General features: G+C 45.3%; 16 protein-coding genes. 13 read left to right on the top strand and 3 right to left on the bottom strand.

Translation table 11 applies throughout. From position 1 onward, the window contains the following. Positions 1–81: 81 nt before the first annotated feature. Positions 82–6,810 carry a glycosyltransferase gene (locus QZ918_RS01025; protein WP_293329988.1) on the bottom strand — a complete coding sequence of 2,243 codons (6,729 nt, stop codon included), beginning with the start codon at positions 6,808–6,810 and terminating at the stop codon, positions 82–84. Positions 6,811–7,308: 498 nt separating this feature from the next. Between QZ918_RS01025 and ftsH3 the strand changes: the two genes are divergently transcribed. The 5 genes from ftsH3 to QZ918_RS01000 all read left to right on the top strand — a co-directional run bounded on the left by ftsH3 (position 7,309) and on the right by QZ918_RS01000 (position 11,425). Further along, complete coding sequence (gene ftsH3 / locus QZ918_RS01020) at positions 7,309–9,147, top strand: ATP-dependent zinc metalloprotease FtsH3 (RefSeq protein WP_293148020.1); 1,839 nt, start codon at positions 7,309–7,311, stop codon at positions 9,145–9,147. 128 nt (positions 9,148–9,275) lie between these two features. After that, positions 9,276–9,638 carry a YybH family protein gene (locus QZ918_RS01015; protein ID WP_293329985.1) on the top strand — a complete coding sequence of 121 codons (363 nt, stop codon included), beginning with the start codon at positions 9,276–9,278 and terminating at the stop codon, positions 9,636–9,638. Between the two features lie 98 nt (positions 9,639–9,736). Beyond that, positions 9,737–9,883, top strand: coding sequence for a hypothetical protein (locus tag QZ918_RS01010; protein WP_293329982.1), 147 nt, complete (start codon positions 9,737–9,739; stop codon positions 9,881–9,883). Positions 9,884–10,015: 132 nt separating this feature from the next. Further along, positions 10,016–10,654 carry a bifunctional 4-hydroxy-2-oxoglutarate aldolase/2-dehydro-3-deoxy-phosphogluconate aldolase gene (locus tag QZ918_RS01005; RefSeq protein WP_293329979.1) on the top strand — a complete coding sequence of 213 codons (639 nt, stop codon included), beginning with the start codon at positions 10,016–10,018 and terminating at the stop codon, positions 10,652–10,654. Between the two features lie 249 nt (positions 10,655–10,903). Then, positions 10,904–11,425: a L,D-transpeptidase gene (locus QZ918_RS01000; RefSeq protein WP_293148028.1), complete on the top strand. Its 522-nt coding sequence runs from the start codon at positions 10,904–10,906 to the stop codon at positions 11,423–11,425. A gap of 290 nt (positions 11,426–11,715) precedes the next feature. On the opposite strand, the gene QZ918_RS00995 is transcribed toward QZ918_RS01000, so the two are convergent. Continuing rightward, positions 11,716–13,305, bottom strand: coding sequence for an Hsp70 family protein (locus QZ918_RS00995; RefSeq protein ID WP_293330227.1), 1,590 nt, complete (start codon positions 13,303–13,305; stop codon positions 11,716–11,718). Positions 13,306–13,768: 463 nt separating this feature from the next. Here QZ918_RS00995 and QZ918_RS00990 point away from each other — a divergent pair, with 463 nt between their 5' ends. The 7 genes from QZ918_RS00990 (at position 13,769) to QZ918_RS00960 (ending at position 23,702) form a co-directional block, all read left to right on the top strand. Next, a complete protein-coding gene (locus QZ918_RS00990) occupies positions 13,769–14,458 on the top strand; it encodes a CPBP family intramembrane glutamic endopeptidase (RefSeq protein WP_293148030.1) in 690 nt (229 codons plus the stop codon). Between the two features lie 1,477 nt (positions 14,459–15,935). Then, positions 15,936–17,108, top strand: a complete 1,173-nt coding sequence (locus tag QZ918_RS00985) for a glycosyltransferase family 4 protein (RefSeq protein WP_293148032.1) — start codon at positions 15,936–15,938, stop codon at positions 17,106–17,108. A gap of 332 nt (positions 17,109–17,440) precedes the next feature. Then, positions 17,441–18,895, top strand: coding sequence for an RNA-guided endonuclease InsQ/TnpB family protein (locus QZ918_RS00980; protein ID WP_293142584.1), 1,455 nt, complete (start codon positions 17,441–17,443; stop codon positions 18,893–18,895). 225 nt (positions 18,896–19,120) lie between these two features. Next, positions 19,121–20,248: a glycosyltransferase family 4 protein gene (locus tag QZ918_RS00975; protein WP_293329976.1), complete on the top strand. Its 1,128-nt coding sequence runs from the start codon at positions 19,121–19,123 to the stop codon at positions 20,246–20,248. Between the two features lie 213 nt (positions 20,249–20,461). Then, entirely contained in the window at positions 20,462–21,829 is a 1,368-nt protein-coding gene (locus QZ918_RS00970) for an O-antigen ligase family protein (RefSeq protein WP_293329973.1), read from the top strand. A 431-nt stretch (positions 21,830–22,260) separates the two neighbouring features. After that, positions 22,261–23,022, top strand: a complete 762-nt coding sequence (locus QZ918_RS00965) for a WecB/TagA/CpsF family glycosyltransferase (RefSeq protein WP_293329970.1) — start codon at positions 22,261–22,263, stop codon at positions 23,020–23,022. A gap of 236 nt (positions 23,023–23,258) precedes the next feature. Then, positions 23,259–23,702: a DUF4079 domain-containing protein gene (locus QZ918_RS00960; RefSeq protein ID WP_293329967.1), complete on the top strand. Its 444-nt coding sequence runs from the start codon at positions 23,259–23,261 to the stop codon at positions 23,700–23,702. A 358-nt stretch (positions 23,703–24,060) separates the two neighbouring features. On the opposite strand, the gene QZ918_RS00955 is transcribed toward QZ918_RS00960, so the two are convergent. Further along, positions 24,061–24,960 carry an alpha/beta fold hydrolase gene (locus QZ918_RS00955; RefSeq protein ID WP_293329964.1) on the bottom strand — a complete coding sequence of 300 codons (900 nt, stop codon included), beginning with the start codon at positions 24,958–24,960 and terminating at the stop codon, positions 24,061–24,063. A gap of 503 nt (positions 24,961–25,463) precedes the next feature. Here QZ918_RS00955 and QZ918_RS00950 point away from each other — a divergent pair. Next, positions 25,464–25,838 carry a FeoA family protein gene (locus tag QZ918_RS00950; protein WP_293329961.1) on the top strand — a complete coding sequence of 125 codons (375 nt, stop codon included), beginning with the start codon at positions 25,464–25,466 and terminating at the stop codon, positions 25,836–25,838. Positions 25,839–26,002: the final 164 nt, after the last annotated feature.

Here is a 26,002-nt window from a genome sequence, read left to right as displayed (position 1 = left end):
TTACTCAAATCCTCTTGTTTCTAGGTTGAGGTCGCTCTCCCATGGTCAACTGTCAACTGTCAACTGTCAACCGTCAACTGTTTACTTCACAGCCACCTGAACCGCACCCCCAACAAACTGCTCGTAATCCTCAAACAACCATTCAGGTAAACAACTATCCGCATCCTGAACTTGCAACTGTCCAGCGCGACAAAACAGCCTCGCAGCCAACAAATAATTCACAGCTTGAGGCATTCCAAACCCTTTACTCAACTCACCCACCAACGCATTCAAAACAGTACGTTCAGTATCAGTCAGCGGCTCGTTAACAAACCCACTCCCGAGCATTGCCTTGTAACCTTTACCCAAATCGCTCCGGTACAAAAGTTCAAGTTGTTCGCCGGAAACCTTCAGCCACACATCAGCAATTTGTTTGCGAATTTCCCGCAAATCTGCTATTACCATTTCCGCCGTCGGTTCGATTTCATAAAGATTCAGGGCAGCAGTTAATTGATTGAGAAACTGCGGGAGATAATCTTGGTTGACAATCGTTTGTTGATTGTCCGCGAATGGGATTTCAAAGATTTTTTCGTAATCGTCAATCAACCACTGTGGCAAGCGGGTGCGAGGGTCGGAAACCCGCATTTTTCCGGGTACAAAGTACAGCATTCCACCCAGCAAAGCATTGATAGCTTGAGGATGCACTAACCCTTTGCTAATTTCGGTTACTTGCTGCAAAAAGTTGTGTTCGGCTTCAGTCATTGATTGTGCTTGCAAGCCGCAGTTAAGTATTGCTTGATATGCTTTGCGAACTTCCCCTCGGTAAACATTTTCTAGTTTTTCTGTGGGAACAATCAGCCAAAAATCAGCCAGTTGTTTGCGGATTTGGCGGAGTTCCAAAACTACCGATTCGTCTGACGGATCGATCCGGTAAAGATTGACGCATCCTAATAGTTGATTTACAAATTGCGGCGATTGAATGTATTGAGCGAGTAAGTCAGAACTTGACTCCTTCTCGACGGTATCTTCTGTTTCAAAAACTTGTTTGTAATCGCCGATTAACCAGTGTGGCAAGCGGTTGCGAGCGTCGGGAATCCGCATGGTTCCCGGCGGGAAATACAGCATTGCTGCGAGCAAGGCGTTGACAGCTTTAGGATGCACTAATCCTTTGCTAATCTGGGTTAGTTGCTGCAAAAATATTTGTTCGCCTTCCATCATCGCTTGATGTTGAAAGTAGCTGTGCAGCAGCATTTGATAGCTTTTTCCGGCAGCACTTTTATAGGTGGCTTCCAGGTTTTCGGTGGGAACATTTAGCCAGAAATCAGCGATTTGTTTGCGGATTTGGCGGAGTTCGGATATTGCTGAGATGTTTGATGAGTTTCTTTGGTAAAGCTGGACGTTATGCAAGAGTTTCTCACCCAAGTCTGGCTGTTTGGGAATGCTATCCTGCAAGCTGCGGGAGGCTTCTAGGTGGCTGGTTTGCCAGTTGCTAAAGAGTTCTTGAAATAGTTTTGCGATCGCCCCCGAGTATGCCACACTGTCAAAACAGGCGGGATTTGCCTGCATTTTCTGCACTATTTCCTGGCGTTTTTGCTGGCGCAGTTGCGGATTTGTGGCGAGATTGACGGCTAGCTGAATGTAGGATGCCTCGTCACGGGCGATTAAATCGGGCATCAAGAGCGATCGTACCACTGCTGCTCCCATGCGCGATCGTAAAGTATCACCATCCCTGACAACAGTTGGCAATCCCACCTCCAGCGGATCCACCAGAGAAGTAGTCCCCCCATAGGGGTAAGAATCCAAATAAACATCACCCAACTTCAAAACTTCCTTGACATCCGCACGATTCGGCAAAGCCTTCACCACCCGCAAACGCTGACTCTCAACCCCATACTTCGCCAAAATCCCTTGCATATTATTCACAAAAGCCGCCCCAGGATAATAATTAGTCCAGCTAGGGCCAAAAGGCATTAAAAACAGTATGGAATTAGGAACAGCAGCCAAAATCTTCGCCCAAGTTTCCCTTAACTCCGGCACCAACTTATACAAATTAGCGCTGGAAATAAACACAACCGATTCCTCAGAAATCCCCAGGCTACTTCTAGTCATTTGAAGATTCGGAGTATAGGGTTCGAGGGTATAGCTAAAACAGCAACCCAAACCGTCAACAGTGGCTAATTCCTCGCGATAGTGCGTGCGTCCCTCAATGGCAGGTTCCATCAACTTGCCAGCAATATAATAGTCAACGTGGCGCATTCCCGTAGTCACAGGAGAATTAAAACAAGTAGTTTGTACCCGCGCCAATCGATGCTGCGCCAGCAAACTAATCGGATGAGTGACAGCAGTAATATTCGTAGCAACCAACAGAATATCTAAGTCATCAGCGCGGATAGTCTGAACTTGACTTGGCAAATCACTCGGCAATTGCACCAACCTATCCGCGCGACTCTGGCAATACTGTTCTAATTTATTACCATCCAAATTGATAGCATACAAAATAATTTCAAACTGTTCTCGATTCAGATATTCAAAAGCAGGCAAAGTCGCGAAAGTTTCCGTCATCGCCCCGAAATGCTTAGTCAGAACTCCGACGCGAATTTTCTGTCTGTTTGCAGGCCTCGCCGGAAAAATGCAATCAATGGCAGCCCCGCGATTTTTCATCGCAAATTCAATGATTTCTGCCCGTTTGGTGTAAACCTGCTTGAGATTTTCGCTATTGAAATACAAAGGGATAAAGTTAGCGGTTTGAGTGAAAAACCAGGCAATTTCCTGCCAAATTTGTGAATTCTGGTTTTGGAATATATTGCGGTGGACGTAACTAACCCAGCCCTGAAAGTAGCGGCAATAATTGTCAGCCTCTCCTAGTTCTTGAAAGAGAGTCGGCGCGGCAAACATAAACTTGAGATAGTCGTTGACAAACCAATTGGGTATAGCTGCATTTTCATACTTTAGCAATAACTGATCGGCACGACGGTAAAGAGAGGCTGCTAGTAAGTAGCTAACATCTTTCAGAGTTTTAATTCCCTGGGATAGATGTGTTTCCAGTTGACCGATTAAACTCTGTTCAGTATCTGTGATTGCTTCATATTTGATCGTGCTGTGAAGCAGCATTTGATGTGCCTTACCTGCCTCACCGGAATAGGCAGTTTCTAGTTTCTCTGCCGGGAGATTCACAAAATAATCGGCAAGTTGTCGGCGCAGTTGGCGGATGTGAGCGAGAGCAACTTGATTGGTTTGGTCTTTTTGATACTCTCCCAGGTACTGAGGAAGGGAATCTAAAAACTGTTGCGGTGCATTCAGTTGAGCCACTTCATCAGCAATTAAGTTACCGTGTTGCTGCCAAACTTTTTCTGACCAACGCACTTCTTCTGGTTTGTAAAGTTGAGAGTGCAGGCGAACAATTGTAGCCCTCATCAAGTCTAATTTGGCGCGCTCTCCCGCCATTTTTTGGGTTCTGCTAGAGCCGTCGCCGTGTTGCCTGTAGTAGAGATAAGGCTGAGGCAAACGATCGCCTAACCAGCCTTTTTCATAGGCAGAAATCCAAAATTCCCAATCTTCGCATCCCAGCTTCATCACTTTTTTCAAGCCGCCTACTTGCTCGTAAATTTCTCTTCTAAATAAGGAAGTCGCCGGGGCTTGATTGTCTCTCAAAAACTTATTGGGGTCAAAATCGCCGTGGTTGACTAAATCGCAGTTTGCTCCGAAGTGCTGCACATCTGTATAAACAAAACCCACCTCCGGTTTCGCTGCTAAAACTTCAACGCACTCCTCTAGAAATTTGGGATGAATTTTATCATCGGCATCTAGAAATAAAACAAACTTTCCTGACGATTGCTGAACACCAATATTTCTGGAATCAGCGGGCCCCGTGTTGGGTTTGTCGATGAGGCGCAGCGCTTTTTGAGGATATAATTGAATTAAATAATTGGCGAAGTTGCTGGTATCGTCGGTGCTACCGTCGTTGACAATGATGCACTCCCAATTTTGATAGGTTTGATTGACAACACTTTCAACAGCTTCTCTGAGTAGATTGGCGTGGTTGTAGCAGGGGATGATGATGCTGACGAGTGCTGTTTCGGGCGTGCGGTAGGGCATGGCATTTAGCTGTGACACAGAGATGGCAACGGGGACGGTAGTGATGGGTTTGATACCTCGGCGGATGATGCCGTATTCATTCCATATCTTAAGCGTTTCTTGTTGCGATCGCCCTGAACCATGTTCTAAACCTTGCTCGTTGTGGTAGTAAAGCCCAAGTATTTCCGGGATGCGGCACATATTTTCGGTTTTTCCCGCCCGCAACCAAAATTCGTAATCGCCAGCAGCAGTCAATTCTGCTCGGAAATAGCCGTGTTTTTCGTGTAGCGATTTTCTCCACATTGGCCCAGAACCCAGGATGCAGCGTCGTTCCAGTTCCCCATAGGAAAAGTCTGGCCAATTCCACCGCGTTTGAGCTTGCGTCGCCACCCAGGTATCATTAACAACATTCGTAATTAATTGATCGCCGTAAACCAGAGCAGTTTCTGGTTGCGAGTCCAAATAATTAGCCATGATTTCCAAGGCATCGGGGCGGTGTCTGTCGTCAGCGTTAGCATTAGTAATGTATCTGCCGCGCGACATCTCTATTCCTCGATTCCAAGCGGCATAAATTGTTTCTCGCTGCGGTATCCGGCAATAAATTATGTTGGGATATTTCGCTTGAAACTCCCGGGCGATATCTCCTTCATTCTGTTCGGAATTGCTGTCAATGACAATGATTTCCAGTTCGCCTTTTTGGTAAAGCGTTTGGTTTGCCAAGTCTTCCAAGCAGCCGCGAATAAACTTTTCTGAGTTGTAGGTAGAAACGATCGCAGATACTTTGAAATCTGACGGGACAGGCTGCGATGTGTCATAATTCGATAATTCGCTCTGTAAGGCTGGATCGGCTTGCGGTTGAGCGGAACGCTCAGCTACTTGAACCAAAACTGAGCTAACAGTTGCAGCCATTTTCGACCAGGAAAACATCTTAGCTTGCTCTAAACCCGCCGCAATTAATGAGTGGCGGACAGCAGGCTTCTGTATTTCCCGCAAAGCCTTGACAAGCCCGCTGACATCATCGCCACCTACATAAACCGCTGCTTTTCCTGCTACTTCCGGAATCGAACCGTTTGGAGAAGTGATGACTGGACAACCGCAAGCCATAGCCTCGATGACTGGTAACCCAAAGCCTTCATATTTCGACGGATAAACTAATACCGCAGCACCCGAATAAGCAACTCTCAATTCGCTATCGCTTAGTTGCAGCGTGCGGACAGTGATTCCAGAACAATACAATTGCAGATCGGGTTCTAATACAGGTTTTCCGCCTGTGCAGACTATATCAAAGTCAAACTTATTGGCAAGTTGAGAAAAGGCTTTGAAGAATAATATCCCATTCTTGTAACCATGCCAGCCTACCCTCTCGCCTACCAAAAGAAAATAGGGTTTAGCAATGCCGTACTTTGACTTAAAACCTGCTATTTCTTCTCTATCGGCTGGCGAGAAATTGGCGTCTATTCCACAGTGCGCTACAGCTACAGAAGCTGAAGATATCTGCGGAAAAACCTTAACTAAATCGCGGGCTGTATTTTCGGAAATGGCGATGTAGGCTGAGGCGTGACGGATACCGCAATGCTTTTCTCTCCACTCGGAATGAGCAAGATTTTGTCCCATCAACTCTGGAATCATGTCATAGGCCATGAATACCGATCGCGTTGACAAAGGCGTTGTATAATAAGTAGAAATAAATAAATCGGCTTTTTCTTCATCGCAGATTTGCTGTAGCATTTGGCGGTCTGCATCGGTTTGGCTGTAGTCGTAGCGGGCTACATTCCGGTACTGGATGCCGGGAATTTTGGGGGCGGTTCCCGCTCTGTCAAGAACTATAATTTGTTTAGCAAAACCATTTTCTGCCCAATTTTCTAGCAGCGATGTCCAGACGCGACCAATGCCGGTGCTGTTAAGCTGATAAAATACGCCGTCAATCACAATCTTTTTTAAATTTTTAGGAGATAGGGCTGCTGGAGTTCTCATTGATTTGCGGTTCTCTATGTCGGCAATTTTTCTCAAAGCTGCCTCGTAATCCTCTTGGAGTAATGAGGCTTTTTTCAATTCCGGTTCTTGGCAATATGATAGGCTTTGAAAAAGTTGAGGCGGGATTTCTTTTTCTGTCAAGAGGTGCAAAGAATCGCCGTTAGAGTAAAAATTTAAATTGAATTTTTCGGCAATTACAGACAGTGCCTTGGTGGTATAAATAGAAATGTGCTGACCTTCATCTAGGGCATAGTACCACCATTCGCTGGGCTGGGGATTGTTGGCTGGCAGCAATTTGGTACTGAATAAAATATTGGGAGAATATTTGAAGATTTTTTCGACCTCCGACAGCGGGTCAACAAAATGCTCAAACACTTCAAATGCTGTTACTAATTCGTAGCGGTAGCTGCTGTTTGCCTCGGCTTCAAAGCCTTGTGCAAATATATTTTTGCAATATTTATCATGCCATGAAAAATCAAATCCTAAATCTCTCATCATCCGAACAAATACACCGTAGCCGCCCCCGTAGTCTAAAAATTTAGCGCGGTGATTAAACAAATTAAAAATAATATTATTGGCTGCGGTGGAGAACATCGTGCTTCTCGATAACATTCCCACGTCGCTGCTAGCTATGGCTTCAGAATAAGCCTCCTCAAGCCAGTACGGTTCCTCGGTTTGAACAAATCCGCAATTTGAGCATTGAAAATACTCAACTCTATATTTTTTTAGTACCGTAGCCGCTGCAAAGCTGTTTGTTGGAGAATCACAAATATTGCACTTCATTTTTTTTTGATTATCTAAATTTACACAATTATTAAAGTGACTGTCTGTATTGGAATGCCGAATATCTCTCGCTCTTAACTCAATTTTTAATCTGGCAAAGTGATGGCAATGGGTAGGCTAGACTGTTTTAATGCTGAGGCTTGAAATCTTCGGACGGTTCCTCAACGGTCGATCGTTGTATATGAAGAGTGAATAAACAGGAACATCCTACACCAATGCAGCCCTGACTCAGAGATCTTATCAGGAGTCCGCCCCCTCAAGATTACTTCGACTAAAGGCTTGACAATTTTTAATTTATGCTATATGTGACTCCTTAGTAAAGCACTCCCATCTCCTGACGGCTTTCAGGGCAGTTCGGTTTCCACGACCTCAGACGAGCGATCGCCCTTGCCGGGATTCCTGATAACACAAAAATAAGTTACAATTAGGTTAAGATTGATGAACATAAATAAAAATTCCCTGATCGCAGGGACTAAATAATTAGGAGGATCGACCTCGGTGAATAAACGGTGGAGAAACGCTGGACTGTACGCACTGCTGGCTATTGTAGTCATTGCCCTAGCCACGGCATTTTTTGACAAACAGCCCCCTAGTCGGGAAGTTTGGAAGTACAGCCAATTCATTCAGGAAGTCGAAGGCAACAGAGTAGACAAAATAAATATCAGTTCCGATCGCAGCAAAGCTCTCGTAACGGCTCAAGACGGCAGCAAGGTAATCGTCAACCTGCCTAACGACCCCGAACTGATTAACATCCTGACCAAAAATAAGGTAGATATTTCAGTTCTGCCCCAAAACGACGAAGGCTTCTGGGTAAAAGCCCTCAGCAGCCTGTTCTTCCCGATCCTGCTCTTGGTGGGACTGTTTTTCCTGGTGCGGCGCGCCCAAAACGGGCCCGGCAATCAAGCCATGAACTTCGGCAAATCGAAAGCTAGAGTCCAAATGGAGCCTCAAACTCAGGTGACTTTCGGCGATGTAGCCGGCATCGAACAAGCCAAGCTAGAACTCGCTGAAGTCGTGGACTTCCTGAAAAATGCCGATCGCTTCACCGCAGTCGGAGCTAAAATCCCCAAAGGCGTGCTGCTAGTCGGCCCTCCCGGAACAGGCAAAACCTTGCTCGCCAAAGCAGTCGCTGGAGAAGCTGGCGTTCCTTTCTTCTCGATTTCCGGTTCGGAATTTGTCGAAATGTTCGTCGGTGTCGGTGCTTCCCGCGTCCGCGACTTGTTTGAACAAGCTAAAACAAACGCTCCTTGTATCGTATTTATTGATGAAATTGACGCCGTAGGCCGCCAGCGCGGAGCTGGTTTGGGCGGTGGTAACGACGAACGGGAACAAACCCTGAACCAGTTACTGACCGAAATGGACGGTTTTGAAGGCAATACAGGCATCATTTTGATTGCTGCTACGAACCGCCCCGACGTGCTGGATGCTGCGCTGCTGCGCCCGGGCCGCTTCGATCGCCAAGTTGTGGTCGATCGCCCCGATTTCTCCGGCCGCCTCGAAATTCTTAACGTTCACGCCCGCGGCAAAACCTTGTCGAAAGACGTGGATTTGGAAAAAATCGCCCGCCGCACTCCCGGTTTCACCGGTGCTGATTTGGCTAACCTGCTCAATGAAGCAGCAATTTTGGCCGCCCGTCGCAATTTGACTGAAGTCTCGATGGATGAAGTCAATGATGCGATCGATCGCGTGCTCGCCGGCCCAGAAAAGAAAGACCGCGTGATGAGCGAAAAACGCAAAACTTTGGTAGCTTACCACGAAGCCGGTCACGCTTTAGTTGGTGCCCTGATGCCCGACTACGATCCCGTACAGAAAATCAGCATTATCCCCCGCGGCCGCGCTGGCGGTTTGACTTGGTTCACACCTAGCGAAGATCGCATGGATTCTGGCTTGTATTCTCGCTCTTACTTGCAAAATCAAATGGCGGTAGCTTTGGGCGGCCGCATCGCTGAAGAGATTGTCTTCGGCGAGGAAGAAGTCACAACTGGCGCTTCCAATGACTTGCAACAAGTAGCCAGAGTAGCACGCCAAATGGTAACTCGCTTCGGTATGAGCGATCGGCTAGGCCCTGTAGCTCTCGGTCGCCAACAAGGGAATATGTTCATGGGTCGCGATATCATGGCCGAACGTGACTTTTCTGAAGAAACCGCAGCTACGATCGACGATGAAGTTCGCTTGTTGGTAGAAGAAGCTTACCGTCGCGCTAAAGACGTGCTCGTCGGCAACCGCCACGTGCTGAACGCCTTGGCAGATATGTTAGTTGACAAGGAAACTGTCGATGCTGATGAATTGCAAAATTTGTTAGCTAACAGCGATGTCAAAATGGCGACAATTGCCTAAACGATTTTAAATTTTAGATTTTAGATTTTAGATTTCATCTAAAGCTTAAAATCGATAATTGGGGTGGTTCTGGAATTGTCTGGAATCGCCCCAATTTTTTAGTTGCATACAGGAATCAATAGCAAACTATGATCCTCACCGAAGATAGAGCGCGCGAACTTGCACGTGATTGGGTAGAAGCTTGGAATACTCACAATCTCGATCGCATCATGTCGCATTATGCAGAAGATGTAATTCTGATCTCGCCTGTCGCAGCGCAAATGCTCAACGAACCATCTGGGATAGTCACAGGCAAAGAAGCACTAAGAAACTATTTCAAAAAGGGCCTGGAAGTTTATCCTAACCTCAAGTTTGAGCTGCTCGATGTCATGTGGGGAATTTCCAGTCTTGTGCTGTACTACATCAACCAAAAAGGCACGAAAACAGGTGAGTTTATGGAAGTCAATTCCATTGGAAAAATGACTAAAGTTGTTGCTCATTACAACGAGTAGAGCGAGGTTCTGCAAATGGCGTTCAACAGTTGACTTTTGACCGTTGACCGTTGACAGTTTGAGAGCGACCTCTATCTAGAAGTCGGAGGATTGGAGTAATGGAGAGTCTGATTTTAATTTCTCCCGATCGGGGAGAGGCTTTCAACCAATTCTTTCTGGTAATATGGATGGCACAACCGACCGATGCTGAGGCTTTACTTACTCTAGCCAGGGAGTCAAACGCAGTCAACTCGCCTGTAGTGTAAAAAAAATAACGCAATTTCAACCGCTCTATTTTCAACCCACGGAGGTGGGTTTTATTTGTATAGACGCGGTTTCAACCGCTCGGTATTCCGATCTGAACTGTATAGAATTATCTGGGGGCAAAATCAGTTAGCATGAATCATCAATCATGGTTGACACTACTAAAAAAACACCGCGCGATCGCCGTGATCCGTTCATCCGAACAGGAAGTCGCTTGGCAGATGGCAAAATCTGTAGCAGCAGGAGGAATCCAATTTATTGAAATTACCTGGAATACCCACAAAGCCGCTGAATTAATTTCGCAACTCCGCTCAGAATTGCCCGATTTTACTATTGGTACTGGCACTTTATTACACTTAGAACAGTTGCAGCAAGCCATAGATTGCGGGGCTCAATTCCTGTTTACTCCCCACACCAATATAACCATGATTCAAGCAGCAGTTGATGCGAGAGTGCCGATCGTCCCTGGTGCTTTTTCTCCCACAGAAATTATGACGGCGTGGCAAGCAGGTGCTACCTGCGTGAAAGTTTTTCCGATCGCGGGTTTGGGAGGCGCTGCTTACCTGAAAAGCCTGCAAGGCCCTCTGGGCGACATTCCTTTGATTCCCACGGGCGGGGTAACGCTGGAAAATGCCAAGGTATTTATTGACGCTGGGGCGATCGCCGTTGGTTTAGCCGGAGACTTATTTCCCAAACACTTAGTGCAAAATCGAGATTGGCGGGCGATCGTCGAAATTGCCAAAACTCTCACCCAAAACTTAACAACTTGTTAAACAGTTGACAGTTGACAGTTGACAGTTGACAGTTGAAGCATAAGATTTTTAAGATGAAGATTTAAACAGTTGACAATTGCAGGGTAGCGTATTGGTTTAAAGGGGGTTGATGAGGATCGAATTTTGAAAATTTATGCCCAAAATCTTAACATTATGTTGCTAAAATAAGCTGCTCACAATCCCTTGAGATATCCTGTAAATAAGGAGTCCTCCAAAGATATAGTTTTCTAGATTCAAGAGGTGTGAGAAATGAAAAGCATTATAAACTCAAATTATTTACGCTGCGCTGGAACTTTTTGTGCCAGTTTCGCGCTGACTCTGGCTGCTGTCTGTGGCGGTTACACACCTGCAATTGCAGGTCAACAGCGCAACATAATTGCCAATAGAATTATGCAGTTGCAAGAATCCAACCAGCGCTGGATTGAAATTGATTTGTCCAGACAAAAGTTAGTAGCTTGGGAAGGCAATAAATCCGTTTACGCTGTCAATGTTTCCACTGGAAAATCATCGACTCCCACCCGGACGGGAACCTTTGCCATTCAAACCAAACACCGCGTTACTAGAATGACTGGCGATGACTACGACGTGCCCGACGTTCCCTATACAATGTATTACGATGGAGGTATGGCAATTCACGGCGCTTACTGGCACAATTTGTTTGGCAATCCCGTCACTCACGGCTGCACAAATGTCGCTGTAGATCATGCAAAATGGCTGTTCAATTGGGCCTCGGTGGGGACGCCTGTAGTGGTGCACAAATCTGAAATTTAACTAATAGGTTCGTAGTGAGGACTTTAGTCCTCAGAAAAGAAAGGACTGAAGTCCTCACTACGAACCTGGACTTTAGTCCTCAGAAAAGAAAGGACTGAAGTCCTCACTACGAACCTGTAATTAGAAATACACCTTAGAAAAGAAAGGACTGAAGTCCTCACTACGAACCTGGACTTTAGTCCTCAGAAAAGAAAGGACTGAAGTCCTCACTACGAACCTGTAATTAGAAATACACCTTAGAAAAGAAAGGACTGAAGTCCTCACTACGAACCTATAATTAGAAATACACCTTAACTTAACTGCACCACTGGTCTATCCTCTAACAAATTTTGATTGGTTAGCAAATCTTCCACAGTAATCCGCAAAAAGCGCTGTTCGTCAACGCGGAAGAAGATTTTGACTCGATCGCTCCCCGGATACCCAGGAGGCGTCAATTGCGCGATACTGCGAGCTCCGTCTTTGTCATTTAGCGGCTGTACGGATCTTTCGCCCGCGAGTTGGCGAGTAATTAGCCTGTCGCCGTCAAAATAGATCTCCGTCCCACCAGTTTCGGATCCCAATTCGCCGATAATTAATTCTATGCTGGGTTGATTTTCCAAAGAAGCTCCCAAGACTAATTCTACCGGTTCGGTCATCGGATAAGACTGACCGGATTTAATTAAACTGTGCCAACTGTGGCAATTGTCGCGGCGGTTCCAGTAGCGAATGCCGTAACTGTGATAGAGAAAATCTTTGATTTCTATGCCTTGACTTAATTGTAGAGCACCTTGGGCGATCGCCTCAAAGGGTTTGTCGCACCGAATTTTTGCCGGATCGAAATATTGCTGCACCCAACGCTGCACCGCAGGAATTTGGACAGTACCGCCAACGAGCAAAACTGCATTGATGTCGCCAATTTCTAAGCCTTGGCGCCGCGCTTGCTGCAATACTTGATTCATGCACTCGTCGAGGTTCTCAAAAAATTGATGTTCGGCGAGGATAGATTCAAAGCCCGATCTGTCTAATTCTAATTCGTAACTCTCAAAAGTTTCATCATCAAAATAAACCTCAGTCGCATTATTTAGCAAAGATAACTGAATTTTTAACCTTTCTGCCAATCTCATCGTAATCGGAGATTTTGCCAACTTTTTCGTTTTAACAAAATAGTCAACCAACCAATTGTCAATATCAGAACCGCCTAAATTTTGTCCGGCTTTAGCCAAAACCCTGGCAACTTTTGTCTTTTGTGCAGAAGATTCAGCTAACAACTTTTCGCCCCATTTCAGCAAAAACCCCAAAGGCTTTTTGTTGGCATTAACATCGAGGCGTACCAATGAAATATCGAGAGTGCCGCCGCCGAAATCAATCACTAATAGAATTTCGCGATCGGCCAAACCGTAACCCAAAGCAGCCGCCGTAGGCTCATCCAACATCCGCACCTGTTCCACTTGCAGAGATTCAGAAACTTTACCCAACCAATGGCGGTAAGCTTCAAAACTATCTACCGGCACAGTAAAAACCAAAGAATCTACCGACAAAGGCAGTTTGCGAATTGAGTTCACAATTTGGCTCAAATACCACTCGCCGACTCGTTCAAAATTAACAATTTGCCCGTCAAGTTCTGGCACAAAACCCTGCACAGGAGTGCCAATTCCCCGCTTAAAATTGCGAAAAAACCGAGAATCTCCACTCAGATCGAGGCCTTTGTCGCGGACTTGCTGACCGATGATTACTTTACTTTGAGCAGCGTCCTCAACGTAGAGTAAACTGGGAATTAGGGGTGGATTTTGAACCGAGATTGCCGACAATCCCGGTAATTTCAAAGTTTCCGGCTGCTGGAGGGCCTGATTCCAGCGAGCGACGACGGTGTTGCTAGTTCCAAAATCGATTGCGATCGCCATTGGGCCAAAATACACAGCTACTACGGATTCAATCATCTTATGGTATTTGGAGCCGCAAATGCAAAAATCCAATCAAAATGTTCTTGCACGAACATTTTGTTGTTGCCGAAACGGCTTGAGTGGCTGATTGTTCAATTTTGTGCAACTGCATATTTTGGGATGTAACAAAGACGCACCACCTTGATAAGCGGCACAAAACTCATACTATTTTAGATTTTAGATTTTAGATTGGGCATGACTGACGGCATCAGAATTTCAGGTTTGGCTAAAGTTAAATTTTTGTAAAACTGGTATGGCAATTCTAAATCATTTGTGAATTTCTTACTCCCTCCCCTTAATAAGGGGAGGGTTGGGGTGGGGTAAAAAACTTTACGACTCCTGCAAGGACTGCTATATCACCTCTGGGAACCGGCCAAGCTTTTACCTTTGATGTCAATCCAAATTTTCAAAGGTGGCCTGAAAAATGCTGGAAATTGGCGATCGCAAAACAGCACTCTTAGCTCTCACACTGCTCGTCCCCGCTGCGAGTATTGGTATTATAACAGGCTTGTATATTGCCCCCGGAAGCTGGGGACAAACAGCATCAGCCTTGTGTCAACTTTGGTTGCTCCTTTTCCCGATCGCCTGGTGTGTTTTAGTCGATCGGCAAAAACTGCATTTATCCCTCCCCAAGCGGCGAGAATTGCTGGCTGGAGCCATTTGGGGAATAGCCATGTTTGCGGTAATTGTGGGTATCTACAGCCTTTTCGGCCAGCACTGGATCGATCCTGTAGCGGCCAAAGAAAAAGCTCGCCAATTGGGAACCAACAGCCAAAATATTTACTTAATTGTTGAAGCATATTTTGTGCTAGTTAACTCGCTGATTGAAGAATTTACTTGGCGGTGGTTTGTCTGCAACAAATGCCAGATTCTGACACCAGGAAAACCAGCCATATTTCTCAGTTCACTATTTTTCACCCTCCACCACATTTTTGTAATCGCAGCCTACAGCGACTGGCGCGCTGTGATTTTAGGCTCCTTCGCCGTCTTCACCGCCGGGATAATTTGGTCGCACTGTTATCTAACTTACCGTTCGCTGTGGCCTAGTTATATCAGCCACGCGATCGCAGATTTAGCCCTCGCAATGATTGCTTGGCAAATCCTCTTTAACTAGCCAGTTTTTGAGCAACTATAGTCCAATACCCTTGGGCTAACACTTTTTGTCCGCAGCCATGGGGCCCCAAAGCAATCTCCGTGTCTATTTTTCAAATCGTTATGACTGCGGGACTCTCTTAACTAAACCGTATTGGACGCTGCTGGGATTTTGACTGATGCTGTACAACAATTGAAAGTTCATTTATTCCCAAAGAGAGATGCTTTGTGTGAAGACATCTGTTTAAAGTTAGAGGTTTTGTTGCGCTGGCGCATAATGTTGACTGCGTGAAAACTAGCAAACCATATCGTTGCCACCCTGGACAGCACAACGCCCAAAAGTACACCGATTGTCCTTCCGAATCGCCAACTCAGGAAATCTGATTCTTTCATAACAGGATTTTTTTTGTAAGCAAACTCGTTTGATACATACCGCTAAGCTGCGGCTACCAATTAAGAGTCAAGGTTGCCACGATCTATATCACTGCACCCTGACAATTACTGTGATATTTAGACGATCGTTAGGTAATTCGGGGAACTTGATTTTTACGGTAATTACTTAGACACCTGTTGGGCACGCTACATACTCGGTGGAAAAGTGGCAGTCACTTTTGGGGATACTTTCAGGCGATCGCCTGCCATTAAAAAATTTAAAACTCAGGCAGTTAATTAAATTGATACCAATCAAATTATATATTCTGTAGCGATCGACAAACCTACCTTTTTCAGCAGTCCAGACGCATCAAACGGTTTTTTAAGATATTTATGACAACAAAGATCGAAAAACAGTTAAAAAAACCAGTTTTTCCTGATTAACCTATCCATGACTGTGATTTCCGCGATTCCCTTTCATAATTAGCTCGCGTCCGTGCAGGTGTTTGAGCAAATTACATCTCTGAATTCAGAATAAATAATATATTTTTAAGCGAAACAGAGCGTGCAGTAACTTAGAAAACACAGTCAAATATCAGTATTTTTAGCGATAGTAGCTATCGTAAGTCAACTTCTTATAACTAATAATTTAATTTAATAAGATTTTATAACCCAGTTTTCCGGACGGCGATTGTCAATCTCCGGAATATTGTTACGCTGGCTACCTTTACCCAACACTAAAGTTTGGAGAGTTTCGGTTTACCGTAACTATCTGTCGGTAAGATAAGCAAGTGATGTTATGTTAGGTAGGAAGTGTTGTAGAGCTTCGTGTGGGGCGAAAAAAGCTGATGTTAGATCGCGTATCTGTCTTGAGAAGTAACTTTCCGAGACCCAAAACAATATGCCTGCGGAACAGTTTCGCGATCGAATCCATCATTACTATAAATAGAATGACAGCGAAATTGTCATCGATACTGGGGTGTTGCGAACAGTCGCTAGGCTTGATTCTATGCCCACACCGGGAAAGCGGTAATTAAGATTCACCCGCCCCTCTTTCCTGTCGGCTCTCACAAAGCACGCTCATCGCAGCGTCGAAACCGAGTCGGATTATTCAGCGGGAGTTAAACATGAAAATCACCTTTGTTCTTCCAACTCTGTGTCTGACTGGTGGAATACGAGTAGTATCTATTTTCGCAGAACTTTTGAGAAAACGAGGGCACTCCGTGTTCGTCATCTCTGTACCCCACACCCCAGCGAGTCTGCGCCAGCAAGTCAAGTCGCTGCTGCGGGGAAGGGGTTGGATTTCCACACCTGAAAATGAACCATCATTTTTCGATAATCTGAGTGTAGAACACAAAATTATCGATCGCTCGCGCCCAGTAGAAGACAAAGATGTGCCTGACGCTGACGTAGTAGTTGCCACCTGGTGGGAAACCGCCGAGTGGGTAGCAAAACTCTCCCCGAGCAAAGGAGCTAAAGCTTATTTTATCCAGCACCATGAAGTTTTTGACTATCTACCTGAAGGTAGAGTCGAAGCAACCTGGATGCTACCCATGCACAAAATTACGATTTCTGACTGGTTAGTTGACCTAGCTCGGACTAAATATGGCGATAGCCAAGTTTCCTCAGCTCCTCCGAGCGTTGACACCAAGCAATTTTATGCCTGCCCTCGCCACAAACAATCGGTTCCTACCATTGGCATGATGTACTCTACAATTTACTGGAAAGGAACCGACATCGCACTCAAAGCTTTTTCCCTAGCGGCTGAAAAAATTCCCAACCTGCGTCTGGTTGCCTTCGGTACAGAGGCCCCATCCCCGGAATTGCCGCTACCAGCCAATGCCGAGTATGTAATTAGACCCGACCAAGACAAACTCAAAGATTATTACAGCAAATGCGATGCGTGGCTGCTGGCGAGTCGCTCTGAAGGCTTCGGCTTGCCAATTATCGAAGCGATGGCGTGCCGCACTCCCGTCATCAGTACCACAGCAGGCGCTGCTCCTGAAATTTTGAGCGGCGGTACTGGCATACTTGTCAGCCCAGAAGATCCCGAAGAAATGGCAAAAGCCATAGAATCTATGTGTCATTTGTCAAATGCCCAGTGGCAAGCCATGTCGGAAGCCGCCTATGCTAAGGTGACCAATTACTCTTGGAAAGATGCCACGGAGCATTTTGAAGCAGGATTGAAAGTTGCTGTAGAGAAATCTCAACAGCGTGAAGTTAACATAGTTTCCTGTTCTCCCTACTATGTGCGGGGCCCATTACCATGCCGGGTTCCCACTGGCGCCGGAAAAAGTTAAGCTTTGATGTTAACAGCAGCAATTTGAAATTCTGCGCTAGTGATGCCAGCGATCGCGGGATTCTGCATAGGAACTCAATTATCGTTTGGTGGGGTGCTTCTACTAAAACTCACATCGGCGGTGTCCTGTTTTCTACCCAGCAGTTTCGACACTAATTCTGACCGCATCTACCTCAAATACTGGTTTCCTGTTACTGCCGGCCAAAATCTCAACCCGAGTTCAACGGATGTTTGAAAGCTCAGGCTGTTTTCGTATAGTAAACGATTTCTTGTAAATTCCTTGAAGATAGCGGTAGACATTGATACTATGTAATCAACAAAAAACCACCGTGTATGATGAATTCCAATACATTGGATACGGACTCAACTTCACGCGCCAAGAAATTCTTGCCTTTTTGGGACAAGTCATGTCAGGAGATATCGAGACAGTTGTGGTCGTCGATCGCTTTGACCTACTCGCGCCCAGGAGTTGACAGATCCATATTATCAAGTGGATCTGTCAACAGCAAAATTGCTAACTCCTGGTTCTGTGCCGAACAGACTTATCTCCCCAACCAGAAATGGTTGAAGATATCCTATGAATCATCCAGGCTGACGATTGCGGACTCTACTCCCAGCGTCAAGACAAATCTACTATCCAAAAAGATCAGAGTCTACCCGGAAACAAAACTAGCTCAGAAATGGCGGACATGGATAGCCGCAAGCAGATGGTGTTACAATCAAGCAATTGCCATTCTCAAAAATGAAAAAATCGGTAAATATGAATTGCGTAAACGCATCATGGATTCAGCACCTGAATGGGTGTCTCAACAGCCATACAACCCGCGTCAACTAGCAGTATTTCAAGCCTGCGAAGCACACAAAGCAGCTTGTAAATCCCAAGGTACAGCCAAATTTAGAAGTTGTAAAGCTCCTACTCAAACTATTAGGTTTCAAACAGCAAACTGGAAATCAAACACATTCTATCCGCGCGAAACCAAAGGCTTGTCTTTTAAAGCGTCTGAAGCAATAGTGGAGGTAATGCAACACGAACCAACCCTTAGTATTATCAACGATCAATGGTTTATCTGCTATGCGGTTGACACTGTTGCACCGCCTCCGACTCAATCCGAATTAGCGATTGCCTTAGACCCGGGAATCAGAACATTTATGACAGGATTTGACGGTCATAATATACTGAAATTAGGCAAAAGTGATATCGGTCGCATTTATCGGTTAGCCAGACATTTAGACAAGTTGATGTCTCGGCTCGGAAAAAGCAAAGGTAGTCAGTTTAAGCGGCTGCGGTATCGATCGAGAAAAGTAGCAGCCAGGATTCGTGTTAAGATTAAGAACTTAGTTTCGGAATTGCACAATAAGGCGGCTAATTACCTAGTTAGCAAGTATAAGTTAATTTTCTTGCCAACATTTGAAACGCAGCAAATGGTAAAAAAGGGTAAGCGAAAACTTGCCACGAAGACAGCTAGAGCGATGGTAACTTTGAGTCATTATCGTTTTAAACAAACGTTGAAGCATCAAGCATCCAAGTACGGTTGTGTTGTAGTAGACGTGACAGAAGAGTACACCAGTAAGACTTGCTCAAAATGCGGTCATATCCATAGCAAGTTGGGCGGCTTAAAAACGTTTAAATGTCCCGAATGCGGACACACTCTGGACAGGGATTTAAACGGCGCTTTCAATATTCTGTTGAAAGCTTTGAGGGATACCTCCATGTCTGGTAAGCTGCAAGCTTTCCAGATTATGCCATACACAGTAGATTTGGGTGGATTCCTAGATTTACCGGGTTAAATGTATCTGTTAAAGGTTAGACTTGTCTAATTCTCACACATCTCCTGATTTGTCATTGGCAAAAGTCCCTGACGACAAAGTACGGCCGGCTCGACATCAAGTAACGATCGCCTCGATCTTTGACCTAAACCCTGCGCCAAACCCAAAAAGAGACTCGTCAGTGCAAATAGATTAGGATGGAGAAGCTCGATCGACCAGTTTTGATCTTTCACATCTACCTATACTATGAGAATTACTTTTGTCCTTCCTACCCTTGCTCTTACAGGTGGCATGAGGGTTTTGTCTATCTACACACAAATTCTCCAACAGCGAGGACACAAAATATGTATCGTCTCTACACCTCACGAACGACCAAGTTTAATGCAACAATTGCGCTCTGTGGTCAGAGGTAAGGGTTGGGAACCCGCTCAGGCGAGAGGGCCGTCTCACTTTGACCGTATAGATGTCGAAAGTCGAGTTACCGAAACCTACCGTCCAATTACCGACAGGGACGTACCTGATGCCGATATTATCATGGCTACTTGGTGGGAAACTGCCGAGTGGGTGTCTAAACTCTCCCCCAGCAAAGGAGCGAAAGTATATTTTCTCCAACACTACGAGGCTTTTGACTACACACCAAAAGCTCGAGTAGATGCAACTTGGCGGCTGCCGATGCACAAAATTGCCGTGGCTAAGTGGCTGGAAGACAAGGCTAGGAATGAATTTGGTAATTTGTCTGTATCTCTCGTGCCTCCGACTGTTGACACCACACAATTTTATGACCCCCGATCGCGATCGGGGCAGCCGCGGGGCAAGCAGTCAGTTCCCACAGTCGGGATGTACTATTCTATAGCTCCTTGGAAAGGGTGTGCTCTTGCCATTGAAGCTTTCAATCTAGCGGCCAAAAGAATCCCTAATCTTCGTTTAGTTGCCTTTGGTTCCGGCGAAACTGCTCCTCCGAATTTGTTGCAGCATAATATTGAGTATTATAAGATACCTAGTCAAGACGAACTCAAAGAACTTTACAGCAAATGCGATGCTTGGCTGTTTGCCAGCCAAACCGAAGGCTTCGGCTTGCCAATTTTAGAAGCGATGGCTTGTGGCACTCCAGTGATCGGCACTCCTGCTGGCGCGGCTCCGGAACTCCTAGCTGGCGGGGGTGGAATACTTGTGAAACCAGAAGACCCAGAGGATATGGCAAAAGCGATCGAGCAGATTTGTCAGTTGTCTGATGCCGAATGGCGGGCCATGTCTGAGACTGCTTTGGACACGGTGATACATTATACCTGGGAGGATGCAACCGATATCTTCGAGGCTGCACTGTACACCGCACTCGAACGTCAGCCACAATTAACGGACAACCTGTACAAATAGAAAGCTATTTATAGCCTTTCGAGCTGCCCTATGAGGTACTCATGGGCATAGGGCATTGGGCATAGGCCTCCGTCATAGGTCTCCGTGGGCATACCTCACCACGCTTGAGAACCGCTTTATCAAGATCGGGTAAAGAGGCGATCGTCAGAGCGAGAATTCAGATCCGGGAAATAAAGTAGTCTTTCTACCACCATTTTACTGCCAAAAAAACCTATGGCTGCATTAATCCCATTGACGATGTTCGGTTTGATCCCGATCGTTCTTTACTTGTTTGTGAGGTTTCCGACTCAGCGGGCGGTAATTATCACTTTTGTGGCAGCGTGGCTGTTTTTACCACAAGTTTCTTATCCCATCCCCATATTCCCGGCCTATACCAAAGTTTCGGCATCTTGCTACGCCATTTTGCTTGGCGTTATGATCTACGATACTGAGCGCATCACCAAATTTAAGCCTGGTTGGCTGGACGTGCCAATGGTAATTTGCTGTTTGTCTCCAATTATTTCACAACTTACCAATGGCGGTAGCCCGATTTCTCCGACTTTCAACCAAATCGTTAGTTGGGGGCTGCCTTATTTTTTTGGACGGTTGTATCTGGGTAGTTTAGACGGGCTGCGACAATTGGCGATCGGGATTTTTGCAGGTGGTTTAGCCTACATTCCTTTTACTTTAGTTGAAGGGGTTAAGGGCCCACTTCTGCACCAAATGGTTTACGGCGTCAACGCATTTGAGGACTGGGGTCAAGCAAGGCGCATGGGGGGGTGGAGACCGGTAGTATTTATGCAGCACGGTTTGATGGTGGGCGTGTGGATGATGACAGCAGCCTTAATCGCAATTTGGTTGTGGCAAACTGGGGCGCTCAAAAAGTTTCAGGGCAAAAACATTAAGACTCTAGCAATTGTATCAACTATCGCTTTTTTCCTGTGCCGTTCTACAGGTGCCTATACTTTATTTTTTATCGCGTTGCTCATATTATTTGGTGCTAAGTGGTTTCGCACTTCTTTGCCACTACTATTCATAATTGGATATATAGCGTTTTATCTGTACATAGCTGCATCGGGTCAATTTTCGAGCCGCGACGTGATGAGTGTAGTCAATCCCATATTTGGCGAAGAACGGGCGGCCTCTCTGAAGTTTAGATTTGACATGGAAGAGATATTAGGAGATAAAGCACGACAAAGATTTATTTTTGGCTGGGGGGATTCGGGCGGAAACCGCGTGTACGACGGGTACGGTAAAGATATCTCGGTCACAGACAGCTTGTGGATTATTGCATTTGGCGTCAACGGTATAGTTGGTTTAGTTAGTTTATTTTCTTCATTTTTACTTCCTGTTGTCGTGTTTACGTTCAAGTATCCCGCCAGAACCTGGTCTCACCCGAAAGTAGCGCCCGCTGCTGTCCTGGCAGTATCCGTAACTATGTATATGTTTGACTGTGTTTTGAACGCTATGGCTAACCCGATTTTTGCGGTCATTGCTGGAGGAATATCGGGTCTGGTTTTAAAAGCTCCAGAAAGTCTCAAGGCCAAGAAAACCAGTTCGCCACCAAGAAGACAGTCCCTGGTTCACCAAAAATCAGGATGATTTTCAAGCTTTGAGCGCGCTCAAAGCTTGAAAATATATTGCATTCTCTAGATACAAAAATTCAAGAATCTACTATGTTTGTATTAAATCTAGTTGGGAAGTTACAATCTCTTTCTCAGTTGGCTGAAAATTAATGTAATAAAATAAAATATCGATATTAATTGGCAAGGTTTCAAACATTAGCACCGGATTGTGTTTTGATTAAAACTGTGTTGCGAGTTGTAAACCAAATTAGCTTTATACACTTTTTCCTAAAAGCAGCAGATTCTTTACACAATCTTTAAACATTCTGACTGGACAGGTAGGGTGTAGGGCGATATACTAAAAAAAGTATATTCACCCCACGCCCAAGTAGTGAAAACACTCTTGCTGTATCGTGGGTTTATGGTTTGAGTTGTAGTTGAATATCAAGGCTGGATGGGAATAACAAAATGAAAACCGTTAATTTATTGAATGTAGCGATAGATAACTTTACAATTGAAGAGTTATTTGAAAAACTAGACGACGAAGGTGGTGTGGTATTTACACCCAATGTAGACCACTTAATTAAGTTGCAATATGACCGCGACTTTTATGAAGCTTACAATAAATCTAGTTATAGAGTCTGCGACAGTCAAATCTTGATGTATGCTTCAAAATTTTTGGGTACTCCTCTCAAGGAAAAAATTTCTGGTTCTGACTTGTTTCCGGCATTTTATGAGCATCACAGGAATACCAAGGATGTTAAAATATTTTTGCTAGGAGCGGCTGAAGGAATTGCCAGGAAAGCTCAGGAAAAAATCAATCAAAAAATTGGTAGAGAAATAGTTGTTGAAGCACTTTCTCCTTCTTTTGGATTTGAAAAAAATGAGGAGGAGTGTGAAGCAATAATTGACACGATCAATAAATCAGGAGCTACAGTTCTGGCGATAGGAGTGGGAGCGCCGAAGCAAGAGAAGTGGCTGGTTAAATACAGAAGTAAATTCACCCACGTGAAAGTTTTCTTGGCTGTAGGTGCAACCATTGATTTTGAAGCTGGTTGCAAAGCAAGATCTCCCAAATGGATGAGCGAAGTCGGCATCGAATGGGCGTACCGACTGTTAAGCGAACCGAGAAGGTTGTGGAGAAGATATTTGATAGAAGGTCTGCCGTTTTTCCGCTTGATCGTAGAACAAAAATTAGGGTTTTATAAAATGCCTTTCGTTGACAGTTAAACCACGAAGCTAGAAGGGAAGGCGCTTGGGAAAGACTCTTACCTACAAATCAATAACGTCAATGAATCTGAGTATGATGTCTGGCGTTTGAATTGGGTTCAGACAGATGGAATCTGTGCAAAGTGCGATCGCACTTTCTGCCAATAATTCTGCCAACTATATTTATTTTTGGTTTCAGGTGCAGGTAAAATCGGAAAGAAACCTTTGTTGCAAATCCCTAACTCGGGATTTAAATCATGAATCTGCCTTCTTTCTTGTGGTTGTGGAAAATAGCGGCGTGGTCAATGGGTGCGTCGCTTTTGGCTTACCTGTTGTTGGCCGTTACTGGAACGTGGATGTTTGCCGCCCGCAGCACGAAACAGCCGCGCCCCAAATGGCTGCGTCCCTTTCATTTGGGGACTGGTGCGGGGATGGCGATTCTGGTAATTTTACTGCTCTTAATTGGCGTAGTCGGTACGCTGGGAGAGTACGGCAAGTTGGGTCATTCGGTTCATTTACCGGCGGGGTTGGCTGTGGTGGCGTTGGTGTTGGTTTCTGTGGGAAGCGGGCTGCAAATTGGCCCGAAAAATCCTTGGGCGCGTCCGCTACACATTGGCACTAATTTGGCTTTGTCTGGGGGATTTGTGATTGTTTTGCTCACCGGATGGACGATTGTACAAAAGTATTTACCGAAAGTTTAACGTTTGATGGTTCGGACTTCAGTCCTCTGATAGGTAGATGCGGACTGAAGTCCTCACTACGAACCCGAACCTGAGATGCGGACTGAAGTCCTCACTACGAACCCGAACCTGAGATGCGGACTGAAGTCCTCACTACGAACCCGAACCTGAGATGCGGACTGAAGTCCTCACTACGAACCTGAGATGCGGACTGAAGTCCTCACTACGAACCTGAGATGCGGACTGAAGTCCTCACTACGAACCTGAGATGCGGACTGAAGTCCTCACTACGAACCTGATGCGGACTGAAGTCCTCACTACGAACCTGAGATGCGGACTGAAGTCCTCACTACGAACCTGATGCGGACTGAAGTCCTCACTACGAACCTGCTACTTTAGCTGTGAAATCTAAGATATGTTGAGCGGTAATCTGTGGTTTTTCTAAGTGGGGAACGTGTCCGCAATCCGGTATCCAAATTAGTTGGGAATTTGCGATCGCACTTTTAAACTTTTCTGCATCCGCTGTCCCTAAAATTCTATCTTGTTTTCCCCACAAAATCAAGGTTTGCTGCTGAATTTGCGATAGTTTTTGCCCAAAACCGCCGTAACCGCCGCTTTTGGTAAACGCAATTAAAGCTTGATTCCAGTTGGGCATTTCTAAGTGCAAGGCCGCGCAGGTTTGTGCGTCAACAGAAGCCAAAGTTTTGTCGAAATAAGCATTGACGCTAATTTTTTGGCGAATTCTTGGGTTTCGTAAAAATGAAGTTGCCAGATATCCTAAAGGAGGAATTAAAAATTTTCCCTTGTTAGATGTGACGGCAAAACCTGCACTGTCTATTAAGACTAATTTTTTGACAGCTTCTGGATGATTGAGGGTAAAATCTATGGCTGCTGCACCTCCCATCGACGCGCCAACTAAGATTACAGGCTGCGAAATAAGTGTTTTCCAGAAATAATAGAGGTGAGTGCCAATCGCTTTTTGACTGAATGGCAAATCCGCCGCTCTTTCTGTAAAGCCAAAACCCAACAAATCAACGGCCCAAGTCTCGTTTTTTTCGGCAAGCAGCGGCAACAGGCGGCGGTATTCAAATACGGAACTGTCGAAGCCGTGAATTAACAAAATTGGCGTATTTCCGCTGCCTTGGCGCGCGTAGGTTGTGGCAATTGGCTCCTGTGTTATGGGAGTTGTAATTGCCTCTTGTTGGATGTTTTGGGCTAAGCTAATTGAGGTAGATTCTGTGAGTTGTGCGATCGACTTTGGGAGAAAACTTGCTGGCATAATTCTTGATAAAGTGTGAATCGGTAGGGTCGATGCCTCCGCGATCGCCCCTTTCCCTCAAACATTTAAGTATATATGCTCGATCGCCTCCTACTTGAGGATTTAGGGCGATCGACCTCTGAAACCAGGATCTATATTTAGTCTCCTGGTGTCTCGGCTAAGGCTGAGTTGGTTAACTATATGTTAAAATATTTGAGAATAGTTGCTAATAATTCCTTTTTAATTTACTATGCTTAAGAGCAGTAGGTATTGCTTCGTGGGGGTTAAAGCGCACATTGGCATCTAACGCAAGAGAGATTAAAACTACGAACTCGCCAAAAAATCGTCTTTCTGGGCTGGTTGGATGGCTGCGTCCGAAATATTAACAGGGAAAGAGTTCGCTGAAACTGGAAATTTAGCGATGTATACCATTGTGCGCTGCCAGTATTGAGAATTAATCTCAAGTCTGGCGCACAAGCAAGCCCAAGCAAAAAGTTACTAAAATCGATCGACAACCAGAAGAGATGAAAGAAAACACCCAAAAATACAGCCAACAAAACGAACAGCTAAACCCCAGACAGTTCGGGGCTTTTACCTTTTACGGCGAGACACCAGAAGTCTCTCAAACCGCAGAGGATAGCACAGAAATTCAGCCAGACTCAGCTAAAGGTAAATCATTCCCGCTAGCAATGGCAAGCGTTGGCGACAAGCTGCGGATAGTCAAACTCAAAGGTTCAGAAGGCACCATGCGACGCCTCATCGGCATGGGATTAGTCCCCGGCATCGAAGTTCAAATCGTCAGCAATTCTGGGGGATCGGTGATTGTGGGGATTTGCGACAACCGCATTGGTTTGGGGGCGGGTATGGCACAGAAAATTATGTGTACGAATCTTGTCTAGGGAAATTATCAAAAAATTGTATCTACAGCAATTTTATTTGATTTGTGACAAAGATTTTCTTTTTTTTACCGCAGAGGGCGCAGAGGGCGCAGAGGAAGAGTAAAGAGAGGTGTTCGCACATTTTGAAAGGGTTGCTAGATTCAGGAATTTAATTTGTTCAAATT

The organism is Microcoleus sp. CAWBG58 (genome assembly GCF_020883045.1).
Lineage (GTDB): Bacteria > Cyanobacteriota > Cyanobacteriia > Cyanobacteriales > Microcoleaceae > Microcoleus.
Note: the sequence above shows the minus strand (reverse complement) of the source record. Positions and strands in the feature narration are given on the sequence as shown.

Bases quoted from the DNA above. Each gene is read 5' to 3' on its own strand.
- QZ918_RS01025 (WP_293329988.1), bottom strand. From the start codon at position 6,810: ATGAAGTGCAATATTTGTGATTCTCCAACAAACAGCTTTGCAGCGGCT.
- QZ918_RS01015 (WP_293329985.1), top strand. From the start codon at position 9,276: ATGATCCTCACCGAAGATAGAGCGCGCGAACTTGCACGTGATTGGGTA.
- QZ918_RS01010 (WP_293329982.1), top strand. From the start codon at position 9,737: ATGGAGAGTCTGATTTTAATTTCTCCCGATCGGGGAGAGGCTTTCAAC.
- QZ918_RS01005 (WP_293329979.1), top strand. From the start codon at position 10,016: ATGAATCATCAATCATGGTTGACACTACTAAAAAAACACCGCGCGATC.
- QZ918_RS01000 (WP_293148028.1), top strand. From the start codon at position 10,904: ATGAAAAGCATTATAAACTCAAATTATTTACGCTGCGCTGGAACTTTT.
- QZ918_RS00995 (WP_293330227.1), bottom strand. From the start codon at position 13,305: ATGGCGATCGCAATCGATTTTGGAACTAGCAACACCGTCGTCGCTCGC.
- QZ918_RS00990 (WP_293148030.1), top strand. From the start codon at position 13,769: ATGCTGGAAATTGGCGATCGCAAAACAGCACTCTTAGCTCTCACACTG.
- QZ918_RS00985 (WP_293148032.1), top strand. From the start codon at position 15,936: ATGAAAATCACCTTTGTTCTTCCAACTCTGTGTCTGACTGGTGGAATA.
- QZ918_RS00980 (WP_293142584.1), top strand. From the start codon at position 17,441: ATGATGAATTCCAATACATTGGATACGGACTCAACTTCACGCGCCAAG.
- QZ918_RS00975 (WP_293329976.1), top strand. From the start codon at position 19,121: ATGAGAATTACTTTTGTCCTTCCTACCCTTGCTCTTACAGGTGGCATG.
- QZ918_RS00970 (WP_293329973.1), top strand. From the start codon at position 20,462: ATGGCTGCATTAATCCCATTGACGATGTTCGGTTTGATCCCGATCGTT.
- QZ918_RS00965 (WP_293329970.1), top strand. From the start codon at position 22,261: ATGAAAACCGTTAATTTATTGAATGTAGCGATAGATAACTTTACAATT.
- QZ918_RS00960 (WP_293329967.1), top strand. From the start codon at position 23,259: ATGAATCTGCCTTCTTTCTTGTGGTTGTGGAAAATAGCGGCGTGGTCA.
- QZ918_RS00955 (WP_293329964.1), bottom strand. From the start codon at position 24,960: ATGCCAGCAAGTTTTCTCCCAAAGTCGATCGCACAACTCACAGAATCT.
- QZ918_RS00950 (WP_293329961.1), top strand. From the start codon at position 25,464: ATGAAAGAAAACACCCAAAAATACAGCCAACAAAACGAACAGCTAAAC.